Origin of the sequence: Pseudoalteromonas sp. 68 DY56-GL68 (assembly GCF_041414825.1) — a bacterium.
GTDB lineage: Bacteria > Pseudomonadota > Gammaproteobacteria > Enterobacterales > Alteromonadaceae > Pseudoalteromonas.
Window position 1 is genome coordinate 1 of record NZ_JAOCZL010000025.1, and the last position, 11829, is coordinate 11829.

The 11829-nt window shown below is 40.9% G+C and carries 10 protein-coding genes; 3 read left to right on the forward strand and 7 right to left on the reverse strand.

What is annotated here, in order from left to right; genetic code table 11:
* Nucleotides 1–154: 154 nt before the first annotated feature.
* The 5 genes from NYF15_RS20550 to NYF15_RS20570 all read right to left on the reverse strand — a co-directional run bounded on the left by NYF15_RS20550 (nt 155) and on the right by NYF15_RS20570 (nt 5685).
* Nucleotides 155–859 carry a hypothetical protein gene (locus tag NYF15_RS20550; RefSeq protein ID WP_371354521.1) on the reverse strand — a complete coding sequence of 235 codons (705 nt, stop codon included), beginning with the start codon at nt 857–859 and terminating at the stop codon, nt 155–157.
* Between the two features lie 93 nt (nt 860–952).
* Nucleotides 953–2230, reverse strand: coding sequence for a LysM peptidoglycan-binding domain-containing protein (locus NYF15_RS20555; protein WP_371354522.1), 1278 nt, complete (start codon nt 2228–2230; stop codon nt 953–955).
* A 118-nt stretch (nt 2231–2348) separates the two neighbouring features.
* Complete coding sequence (locus NYF15_RS20560) at nt 2349–2888, reverse strand: hypothetical protein (protein ID WP_371354523.1); 540 nt, start codon at nt 2886–2888, stop codon at nt 2349–2351.
* An 85-nt stretch (nt 2889–2973) separates the two neighbouring features.
* Nucleotides 2974–4278, reverse strand: coding sequence for a PAS domain-containing sensor histidine kinase (locus NYF15_RS20565; RefSeq protein WP_371354524.1), 1305 nt, complete (start codon nt 4276–4278; stop codon nt 2974–2976).
* Nucleotides 4279–4281: 3 nt separating this feature from the next.
* Nucleotides 4282–5685 (reverse strand): sigma-54-dependent transcriptional regulator, encoded by a 1404-nt coding sequence (locus NYF15_RS20570; RefSeq protein ID WP_371354525.1) that lies wholly within the window; start codon nt 5683–5685, stop codon nt 4282–4284.
* A 230-nt stretch (nt 5686–5915) separates the two neighbouring features.
* Here NYF15_RS20570 and NYF15_RS20575 point away from each other — a divergent pair, with 230 nt between their 5' ends.
* From NYF15_RS20575 to NYF15_RS20585, 3 genes are read left to right on the forward strand one after another with little or no spacing between them, the layout of a single operon-like run.
* Nucleotides 5916–7169 (forward strand): efflux RND transporter periplasmic adaptor subunit, encoded by a 1254-nt coding sequence (locus NYF15_RS20575; RefSeq protein ID WP_371354526.1) that lies wholly within the window; start codon nt 5916–5918, stop codon nt 7167–7169.
* An 11-nt stretch (nt 7170–7180) separates the two neighbouring features.
* Nucleotides 7181–7882: an ABC transporter ATP-binding protein gene (locus NYF15_RS20580; RefSeq protein WP_063528939.1), complete on the forward strand. Its 702-nt coding sequence runs from the start codon at nt 7181–7183 to the stop codon at nt 7880–7882.
* Between the two features lies 1 nt (nt 7883).
* Nucleotides 7884–10280 carry an FtsX-like permease family protein gene (locus NYF15_RS20585; RefSeq protein ID WP_371354527.1) on the forward strand — a complete coding sequence of 799 codons (2397 nt, stop codon included), beginning with the start codon at nt 7884–7886 and terminating at the stop codon, nt 10278–10280.
* A 116-nt stretch (nt 10281–10396) separates the two neighbouring features.
* Here the strand turns inward: NYF15_RS20585 and NYF15_RS20590 are convergent, their stop codons facing one another.
* Together NYF15_RS20590 and NYF15_RS20595 are read right to left on the reverse strand one after the other, a co-directional pair.
* Nucleotides 10397–10927 (reverse strand): sugar O-acetyltransferase, encoded by a 531-nt coding sequence (locus NYF15_RS20590; protein ID WP_371354528.1) that lies wholly within the window; start codon nt 10925–10927, stop codon nt 10397–10399.
* A 3-nt stretch (nt 10928–10930) separates the two neighbouring features.
* Nucleotides 10931–11827: a pepsin/retropepsin-like aspartic protease family protein gene (locus NYF15_RS20595; RefSeq protein ID WP_371354529.1), complete on the reverse strand. Its 897-nt coding sequence runs from the start codon at nt 11825–11827 to the stop codon at nt 10931–10933.
* Nucleotides 11828–11829: the final 2 nt, after the last annotated feature.

Below are 11829 nucleotides of genomic sequence, written 5' to 3' on the forward strand. Positions count from 1 at the left end.
CGTCGCGCTCTATTCGCGAACAGACAGCCCGTGACGCGGGATAAACCGCTGCTACGCGACAAGGCCAAGCCAACACAATGAGAGTGTGGCATTTGCCATATGCAAGCAGGACATTCAAGCCCAGAAAATGTCACGGCGTTTAAATTGAGTGCAACTATCGGGCTATATCACACTGCTCTATTTCTTTCACATCTCCGCGACCATCGCTTAAGTAGCATTGTTCTAACAACGAGCAATAACAGATCTCGGTTTTAATAGTCCTGCGTTGCTTATTCACCTTGTCCCACTGAGTTGTATTGAAACCTGTTTTCTTAAAACCAAAAAGATTAAGTTCAGCGCCTGAGGCTAATAATCGGTTATTACTAACGCCGGTGTATAACCAACCAAATGTTTCAAAGAAATTGATGTCAGTTGACTCTTTTTGCAGCTCATTTAACTGTGCTTCATAAGCATAAATATCAAAGCAGCAGTCTTTTATTAATTTGAATACATTGCTATACGATTTTTCATCATGGAAGAATTTAACGTATTTAATAATGGCTGGGCCTGAGCCTGAATTTTTAATGTAAAAAGTAATTTCTTCAGAATTTTTTTCTTCATTGAAATTCCCCGTCATCACTTCGAGCCATGGCCAGGTTGCGGCTTTTACTTGCCGCTCTGCGGCGTTGGCTTGTAAGTAAGTGGCATAAAAGGAGGCTGCTGAAATTATAATAGCGCACAATGCGAGAAAAAGGTTTAGCCGCTCGTTGGTCAACCAAATTTCGGACTTATTTGTGTTGCTTGGTTGTGCGCACAGATTTGTGGATACTATATCTGAGTCATTATTTGATTTAATGATATCCTGCTTTTGATTGTCCATAGTCTTGTATTTGTTGTTTTTTATAGACTATAAAACATGCAGATTAAATTGCATACAAAAAGAAACAGGGAGTATTTCTCCCTGCTTGAGCTATTAGCTGTTTGAAATAAATACGGTGAGCTTTTCACCAACTTTTAAGCTATCTCTTGAAAGGTTATTCCATTGTTTAAGCTTAGTGATACTGACCTTGTATTGTTTAGCTATCTTCCAAAGGCTGTCGCCAGATTTCACTTTGTATTCGATTTGTTGATCAGCTAGTTGCGGTAATATAAGCTTTTGGCCTATACGAATCGTATTTGTTTTTAAGTTATTGAAAGCTTTGAGTTGGCTAACGGTTACTTTATGGTTCTTTGCGATCACACTTAAGCTATCACCGCGTTTGACTGTGTAATGTTGCCACTGGCTAAAGTCATTACTCTTTTGGTTAGCTAATAGGGTTTGATAATGTGCTTGCTGCTCTTTCGGGACCACAATATGCGGCGCATCAATTACAGCAGGGTAACGGATAACACCATGGTTTAGCTCTTCAAGCTCTTGCCACTTTGCTTTATCTGCCAAGATCACAGCACCTGTCACTGGTAAGGTCGCAATGGCCTGCTCATTTTTAATGGCAGGGAATACCATTTTTTGATGTTTTAATAATTGTGCTGCAGCAAGTAACTTAGGCACGTAGTGTTTAGTTTGTGATGGCAGTTTCAAGCTAAAGAAATCAGTCGATTTACCTTGCTTTTTATTACGAGCAATAGCTTGTAGCACTCGTCCTTCACCAATGTTGTAGGCAGCAATAGCATGATACCAATTACCATCAAAGCGTTTATAAAGGTATTCCATAAAATCGAGGGCTGCACGGGTGCTGTCAATTACATCTTGGCGACCATCATACCAAGGAGTAATTTTTACTTTGAAATATTTAGCAAGAGAGGGTGTTAACTGCCACAAACCTGAAGCATGTTTATGTGAATAGGCACTGGCATCAAAATCACTCTCTATAAGTGGCATCAGGGCGAGTTCTATTGGTAAGTCACGGCTTTCTACTTCTGTAACGATATGATACAAATACGGCGCTGCACGGCGGCTTATTTCTTCCATGTAGTTAGGATGAGTAAGGTACCAAGCTATGCGTTTTTGCACATCTGGGTGACTTGAATCGCTAAATTGCAGTTGAATGCGAATACGCTGCCATACGTCATCAAGTTCACTTGGTTTGAGCGGTGTCACCGCGTCTACTTGTGCTGTTTTAGTGTTTGCAACCACAGTACCTGGATTTGCTTTGATGGTAGGTTTCTTTTTGGGAAGAGACTCAGGGGCAGTCTGACAGCCTGTTACAATGAGAGAAACAACAACAAGGCCTAAAAATCGATTTAAAAACACGTATTAAAATACTCCATTAACTTAGGTGCGGGTAAACTAAAGCGCCTAAGCTTAACATAAGGTGAGTTAAATATGACCATTAGATTAACAGCTCGCTAACTTACTCACCCAATTGAAATTAAAACGAAATACTAACTTGTAACCCAGCGTAGCCATGGTTTTGTGCTTCCCAATAGCGGCTGTCTATTTCTCGGGCTCTAGCATAGATCTCTATTCTGAACGGCTTTGAATCCACTCCCAAGCCAATCCCCACATAACCATCAATATTATTGTGGTCGTCATCAAAGCGGTCGCTGTAATCATGGTCATCTCGGTCGTTGTAAACAGCAAGCTCTATTAAATCTATGCCCACTTCGCCATAGGCAAAAAAGTCACTGAAATAGCCAAATTTTATGCCTGTGTCCAAGGTTAGAAATGTTTCCCGATCACCTTTTTTAGTAAACACTTCAGCTGAGCCTAATGCAGTTGTAAATGCTGCGCCGAAATTGCTGCGGTTAGCTTTAGTCATAAATTCGATGCCTGCCGAGGTGATTGAATCAGTACTATTATGCTCTGATTTAACAAACAAGTTCATATTTGGGCTGTCATAAATGCCAGCAAAGCTTGTAGCAGGAACAAAGGCAAGTGATGCGAATAGCGCCAAGAGGGTAGGTTTCATATTAGTTAATCCATTAAACTTTAATGGGTAGATGATACCAAACAGCGCCTTAGCAAATTGTAAGTAATTGTTCTAACGATGTAAGTTAACCGAACACACAGCGAAAGCAGGCTCCTTGTTGGCGTTTGATATATACCAAATCGCCACCATGATTGAGCATGATCTGGCGCGATAAACTTAAGCCTATTCCTGAGCCTTGTTGCTTGGTAGTAAAAAATGGCACAAAAATCATCTCGATCACATGATCGCTAATGCCAGTTCCATTGTCGCTGACCTCTAAATACAGTTGCTGATTAGCATTTTGCGCAATGTTTACCTCAATGCACTTTGCTGACTCTGGATTATTTAACTGCTTTAGTACATCAAGGGCATTTTTAAGTAGGTTTATTATTACTTGTTCAACTTGGCCTCTATCTATCATTACTAACTGCTGGCTTTGCACCGATAAATTCAACGTAATATTAAGTTGCTTAGCCTGTTGTGAGTGTAGAGCGACAACTTGCTTGGCAAGATCTGCCAGAATATGTGGTTGTAAGTGTGGGGCGGGTAAGCTACTAACCTTTTTAAATTGCGCTATAAACTCCCCTAAATGTTCGGTTCGCGATGCCAGTGTTGTTAAGGCAAGTTGCAGGTCTTGTTTATCTTCCTGATCATCAAAACAAAGCTCATTTGGCAGCAGCGCCGTACAAGTTTGTGCTAGTGAAGAGAGTGGCGTAATCGAATTAGCAATTTCATGGGTTAGTACTTTGGTAAGGCGTTTATAAGCTTGTTGCTCTTTTAATTGCAGCTGATCATGGATAGATTGCAAACTGATCACTTTACGAACTTTACCTTGGATTTCGGCAATACTGATCTGCACAGATAACGTATCGTGCTGCTCACCATTTTGCCATGGCACGGTATTACGGCTACTTTGTTTAGCGCCTTGGACAAGGTTTGCTATTACACCTAAATCATCGATGTGCTTTACAGCTTGTCCAAGTAAACGACTGACTGCTGGATTGCTTTCAATAATACTGCCTTGTTCATCACACACTAATACCGCTAAATCGATATGAATTAATAACGCTTGTAAGAACTGGGCTTGTTGTTCTGCATTAAAACGCGCAGCCTGAATTTGTTGTTTAACCTGCTCAAATTGCTGCTGCATAGGATGTTTATCGCCAAAGCCTAATGTGCTGTCTCCATTTGCTAAAGCGCGAATCACCCTATCTGCACGCCTTGTTTGGCGTTTAAATAAATTAAAAATTTGCGTGGCACATGTCACATTTAAAATAACTAAAAGTACCGAAATTGCTGAAAACCCGCTTTGGTCTATTTGCCAAAACAAAGCAATTGATAAACCTATTAATGCAGCTAATAGGCTGGCTAAGCTAATAAAGTTTCGCATCAATTAAAGTCCGTATTTTTCTAAACGACGATACATGGCTCCGCGTGTTAGGCCGAGCGCTTTAGCTGCGTGACTCACGTTCCCTTGAAAATGCTTTAAAGCTGCACGAACGGTTCTCTGCTCGATGATTTCAAGATCAAAAGTGTCGTAGTCTGTGGCGCTTGTAGGGAGCTCATTTGTGCTAAAAGTGGTACTGGGTGAGCTTATCACTGAGCTTATATCGAGCTCTGAGCCTTCAGAGAGGATGACTGCTCGCTCAATTGCATGGGCAAGTTCACGGACATTGCCTGGCCAATGATACTGACTTAAACGTGTCATATCAGATGCCGCAATCGATAACTCACGTTTGTATTTATGTGCAAAATGCTGCAAGTAGTAGTTACACAGTAATGGAATGTCTTCAATGCGCTCACGTAGAGCTGGCAAACGGATCTCTACGGTATTAACACGGTACAGTAAGTCTTGTCTAAATTTACCTTCAGTAACTGCTTGTTCGAGGTTTTCATTGGTTGCACAGATCAAACGAATATCAATATCGATGACTTTAGACCCACCAACCGGTGTTATTTGCCTGTTTTGTAGTGCCGCAAGCAGTTTAACTTGTTGGTTAAGCGGTAAGTTACCTAGTTCATCTAAAAATAAACTACCACCATGGGCAAGTTCGAATCGGCCAATGCGATCTTCTTTCGCGCCAGTAAACGCGCCTTTCTTATGGCCAAATAGTTCGCTTTCAAACAGGCTTTCGGCCAGTGAGCCCATGTCTAGGCTTATGAAAGGCTGGTTTTGGCGCTGGCTAGCATTGTGGATTGCATGTGCTGTGAGTTCTTTACCTGTGCCACTTTCGCCACTAATCAATATGTTGGCATCCGTGTTGGCTGCTTTGTCGATAACCGAAAAAACCTGCTGCATTGCATCGCTTTGGCCTAAAAACTCAAATGGTTGATTGCCGATGGATTGCTGCAAGGCTTGCTTTTGTTTTGTGAGCTTACCAACTTGCTGCTTGTCTTTAGCGTGTGAAAATGCCGCCGCTACAGCACCGAGTAATTGCTCATTCTGCCAAGGCTTGGCAATAAAGTCAGAGGCACCGGCTTTAATTGCTTCTACAGCTAGCTGAATATCGCTATAGGCCGTCATAAGCAGTACCGCAATGTTAGCGTCTTGGCTCATTATTTTTTTTAGCCAGTAGAACCCTTCTTTGCCACTAATTGAGTCTTGCGTGAAGTTCATATCGAGTAACACAACATCTATGGCCTGATCCGCCTCATGCTGTGCGTTAATGATACCTTCGATATCAAAGGGATTATCTGTGGTTTTTACAACCTGATAATGTTGTTTTAGAAGTAATCGTGCGGCGATAAGTACGTCGGGGTTATCATCGACGATAAGAATTGATCCTGCTTGTTTCATAGCTGTTTATTATTATTCCTTTTTAAGAACACTAAGACTAATTGAAAAGAGGAACAGTGTCCATTTATGGACGATATATGATTTTTGAAGTGTTCTATAAGCGGACACTTGATTATATTCATCTTTATTATTTTTTATATAAGTCATTGTAATTTAATGAAAATAAAAATTGGCACAAGAGTTGTTTTATCTATAGGTAATTAGCACCTAGATAACTTAAAGGCGTCAACATGGATAAGAAAATTACACGCTCAAATAAAAAAGCATTTTTTAAAAAATCAGTAATTGCAGCGGCATGTTTAGCTGTTGCGGCAGCAGCTTATGGTTTCACACAAACTGAGCAAACAGGTCGTAGTCAGCAAGTAACCGCGACAAGCTTAACGATTAGCACAGTACAACAAGGTGAATTTGTTGATGCTTTAAGTCTTCGTGGTCAGGTTATGCCTCGTACTACTATTTACCTCGACACCATTGCCGGAGGCCAAGTAGAAGAGCGACTTGTTGAGCAAGGTGAGTTTGTTAAAAAAGGCCAACCCCTTGTACGTTTAAGCAATACCAATTTGCAGCTTGATGTAATGAGCCGTGAAGCACAGGTGACTGAGCAGCTGAACTTTTTACGTAACACGCAAATGAATATGGAAACCAGCCGTTTAAACTTACGCCGTGATTTGCTTGAAATCGATCTTAAAATCACACATTTATCGCGTCGCTTAAAACAGACTCAGCCGCTAGTGAAAACCGGTGTGTTAGCACAAGAGCAATTATCTGAAATTAAAGAAGATTTAGCGTATTACAAAGCGCGTAAAGAACTAACCCTTGAGCGTCAAAAGCAAGAAAACAGCATTCGTGAAGTTCAGGTAGCTCAGTTAAAAGACAGTGCCGACATGCTAGAGAAAAACTTGCAGTTTGCGCGTAAGAACCTTGAAAACTTACTCGTAACAGCACCTGCCGATGGTTATTTAAGTGAGCTTGATGTTGAAATTGGTGAATCAAAAGGCCGTGGTGCTCGCCTAGGGCAAATTGATATTCCTAATGAATACAAGCTAGTTGTGCGATTAGATGAGTTTTACCTAAGCCAAGTTCAAACTGGTATGCCAGTGCTTATTGAACATGAGCAAGGCGAAATTGCGGCGACGGTTAGCAAAATTGATAGTCGTGTTCAGCAATCACAGTTTCAGGTTGAGGTCGAATTACCCAATGGCACGAATAACATAAAACGTGGGCAAAGCCTTGATGTGCAACTGATGCTAGGTGATAGCAAAGGCACTGCTTTGTTACTTGAACGCGGCGCATTTTTTACCAGTTCGGGTGGTAATTGGGTTTATGTCATGGAAAAAGATGGCAATCGTGCAGTACGAAAAGACATTCGTCTTGGCAAAAAGAATCAAAACTATTATGAAGTGTTAAGTGGCCTAAGCGCCGGAGATCGCGTGATCACCTCTAGCTACAGCAACTTTGATAAAGCACAACAACTACAATTTTAAGGATAATAACAATGATTAAATTAACTAACTTATCACGCGTATTCCGTACTCAAGATGTTGAAACAACAGCGCTTAATAACATTAACTTACATGTAAACGAAGGCGAGTTTCTTGCCATTATGGGGCCATCTGGTTGTGGTAAATCAACATTACTCTCTATTTTAGGTATGTTGGATTCGCCATCTGCAGGCAGTTTTGAATTTTTAGGTGAAGACATCGCAGGGTTTGGTGAAAAACAATTAGCAACACTTAGAAAAGCGTCAATTGGTTTTGTTTTCCAAAGCTTTAACTTAATTGATGAATTAACAGTATTTGAAAACGTTGAGCTGCCATTACAGTATCAAAATATCTCAAAAAGTGAACGTAAACAGCGAGTAGACGCAATCTTAAAACGTGTTGCAATCGACCATAGAGCAGATCACTTACCGCAGCAGCTATCGGGTGGTCAGCAGCAACGTGTAGCAGTAGCCAGAGCTCTCGTGATTAATCCAAAACTTATCTTAGCGGATGAGCCTACGGGTAACCTTGATTCAAAAAATGGTGATGAAGTCATGGCGATGCTACGTGAGCTAAATCGCGAAGGTACCACGGTAATTGTGGTTACCCACTCAGAAAAAGAAGGCAATTATGCTGACCGTTTAGTGCGCTTACTTGATGGCCAAGTAATGGTTGATAAAGCTAACCGTGTTCAACAAACAGCAGAGGTGGCATAACATGATTTTAAGTTATTTGATCACCGCGCTGCGTGCGTTTAAAAACCAAAAACAGCACTTTATTTTAAATGTTCTGGGTTTAAGTGTGGGCTTAGCTGCGGCAATTCTAGTTGCTTTGTTTGCAAAAAATGAGCTTTCTTACGATAGCCAACAGCCTCATGCTGAGCGTGTTTATCGCGTTGGCCAAGACTTCTCAAAACTCGGTTTATCTGTGGTGCCTATTTTTAATTATGTGCAGTCAAAGCAGGCTGAAGATTACAGCCAAGTTGAAGAAGTGTTCGGATTAACGATGGTCGAGCTGACCCGTGAAGCCATGGTGGATGTGAGTTACCGCAATCAAGGCTATAAGTTAAATGCCTTATATGGTGCTACAGCAAATATTGAAAATTTCATTGCTCTGAAAACGCTGGCGGGTGATTTAACAACAGCAATGAGTACACCAGATAGCCTCGCTTTAAGTGAGTCAGAAGCTCTGCGTATTTTTGGTCGCACCGATGTGATTGGTGAAACACTAACGCATGAACAAGGACAGTACACAGTGCGTGCCGTGTTTGCAGATTTAGCAGACAACACTCACTTTGCCTTTAAAAACCTTGTTTATGTTAAGCATGATCCAAACGAAATAGATATCAACAGTAGTTATGTTTATATGCGTGTAGCAGAGGGCACCGATACAGATGCATTAGCTAAAACCTTAACAGAGCGCTTTTTTAGCAATTCGATGCTGGAGCAAGTTAGTTTAGAGCTACATCCATTACTTGATTTGCACCTAACGGCTAAATCACCGTTTGAGATGAAAGCGGGTGGTGCTAAACAAGTGGTGATGATTTGTGTTGGTTTAAGTGTGTTACTTATTCTTATTGCAGGTTTTAACTTTATCAATATGACCGTCGCTCAATCGACTAAACGTGCAAAAGAAGTGGGTGTGCGTAAAGCGCTTGGCGCAAGTAAAGGCCAATTAGTAACGCAGTTTTTATCTGAATCTGTGCTGGTATCAATGCTTTCAATGGTGATTGCATGTGCTTTAGTGGAACTATTTTTACCAAGCTTTAACCAACTAGTAGACCGCGAATTGGTCGTGAATTATGCCTCTGAATTTGGCATTGCCATTATTGTGGTCGCAATTGCTGTGGGCATATTAGCTGGGCTTTATCCTGCATTCTTTATTTCGTCATTCAGTGCAAAACGCGTTTTAAGTGGAGATTTACAACGTGGTAATACTGCAATATGGGTTCGTAAGAGCTTACTAACCTTACAGGCTTCACTAGCAATAGGTTTAATCATTGCCTCTATTACCTTGTTAAAGCAATTAACTTACTTACAAAGCTTACCTTTAGGCTATGAAACAACACAAAGATTGGTTATTTCAGAGCTACCTGTAGGCGAAGTATTCACAAAAGAAAAAAATGCCTTAGTTAACCGTATTAGTGCAATTCAAGGCGTACAGCAAACAACAGTTATTGATACCCGTTTAACCGTTTCAATCAATAATACACTTATGCCAACGTGGCCAAATGGTGAAGCGTCTGGCAGCTTAACGCCTGTTGTAGGCGCAAGCTACGATGTTGTAAAAACGCTAGGATTAAAACTCGTTGCTGGTCGTGACTTTAGTCGTGAGTTTGCTGGTGATTGGGCAAGCCGTGAAAATGGAGTAACAAGTACGGGCACCATTGTGACTGAATCTGTCGCAAGGCAAGCGGGTTACACTAACATGAGTGACATTATTGGTAAGGTCATTAAAGACTCAGGTCGCGGCATAGATATGCGTGTTGTGGGTGTGGTGGAAGATGTAAAAGTAGGTAATGTAAAAGATGCCAACTCAAATATTATGTTCTTATGTGGCTTTAACTTTTTATCACCAGTATCAGAATTAATTTTAACCATTGATCAGCAAAACTTACCATATATTAAAGCTCAGCTCGCTGAAATATTAGCAAGCTCAGCCAATATCTATGAGCCAAAAATTAACTTACTCGCAGACAACTACAAAACTCTGTTAAAAGGTGATGAGCGAATTTCGAATGTCGTTTTAATCTTTACCGCTCTTGCCGTGTTCTTAACTTGTTTAGGCACCTTTGGTTTGGCTTCGTTTGCAACAGTGCGTCGTCAAAAAGAAGTGGCTGTTCGAAAAGTGCTAGGTGCATCACGCATCAGTATCGTTAATATCATTGCTAAAGAGTTCTTATTGCTGGTGGGCGTGAGTGTTGCTATTGCGTATCCAGTGACTTACTTGTTAGTTGGCGACTGGTTAGCAAACTTTAATGACCGCATTGAACAAGCTGTATGGGTGTATTTAGTTGCCGCCGCCGCGGTGGCCGCGATTACCTGGGTTACCGTTGCAAGTTTAGCCTTTAAGGCCGCAAGCACCAGACCATCGCTTATTTTACGATATGAATAACAGTTAACTAACTCCCAACGATAAGCCCAGCAATACAGCTGGGCTTTTTTAGTTTTAAATGAGTCGCCGTAAATGACAACCTACAGTAGGGCGTGCTTTAGCGCGTTAATATAGGCTTAAAGATCTTTTATCTTCACCGCAGGGTTACCTGCTACTAAGGTATTTGCTGCGACATCTTTGGTAACTATTGCCCCTGCGCCAATCACGGCATTATCAGCAACTTTAATACCTGCAAGTATAATAGCACCTGCACCAATCCATACATTGTTACCAATGTTAATCGGCGCTGCAAAATTAGCTTTTGCTAAACGCTCGGTTGGGTTTACTGCATGCGATACCGCGAGTATTTGCACATTTGGGCCTAATAAGCAGTCATCGCCTATCGTAATTTGTGCATCAGATAACGGCGCATCGAGCATGGTACAGTTAATGTTTATGAAGGTGCGATCACCTATTTTAATACCACTGCCATAATCACAATGAAAACCCGCTTCAATAACAACCTGTTCACCACACTGAGCAAACGTATCTTTTAATCGTTTTAAATTGCCTTTACTTGGGCTTTTGGCAAATAAACGACAAATTTCATGGGTGTTTTTTCGTTGTTCTATAAGTGACTTTTCTAGGCTGTTAAATGAAATGCTCATCGTTTATTCAGGTAACCCAATATGTGCATGACCACTTTTATAGTCAATAGTGATTAAAAAATGTTTGAGAACATCGTAGCCTATCAAGCCCTGTACTTTTTTTCCTCTTATATGTGTACCCGTTGTTTTATATTGAGATTCAAGATTCGCAGATTCTCCTTTAGCGGGGATACTCACCAGTACATTTTCCATTTCAAAAGGACCAAATTTTAGCCAAGGGATACGAAAGCTTTCAGTCATACCACTTGTATTCACGCCTGTGCTTATTCCCGATTCGCGCTCTATCTCATCAAGCCACCCCATGCTTTGAGCGACACTTCGTTTAACAACCATACCACCATTGTTACCCGTGTCGAGCACCAACCATATTGATTTTTCATTACTTAACATCACTTCTACAATAGGCATACCTGAGCCTCTTTGTTTTAGCATTTTAATGTTTTCGGTGTCATTTAAATTGACTGAGTCATGGGTAATAAGACGCATTTTTTGATTTGGGTAATCCAGTTGTATAACAAATTGGCGAAAGAAGCCGGCACCAAATAGGAGTGCATTATCATGAAAGCCAAGGTTGATTTCTACCGCATCATCAACTTCAGTGTCCATACCAAAAAAATTAATAGGCACATTGTGGTAAGTTGTTTTATTTTCAGTGCCATATACGCCTTTAATTCGCGTTTTGCCTCCCTTATCGAGATCAAGCTTATTTTTGTTAATAAAGTGAGGATTAATGCCATTCACTTGTGCGCCCGTATCCAATAAAATTTTACTCGGTATACCAGATACCGTTGCAGGCACTTTGATGTGACCATTTTCTAAGTGAAAATCGAGCCAAGGCGTGACCGCTGCGTGGTTAAAAAAACTTAAAACAGTTAAGCACAGTGTAATAAGTAACTTCATTA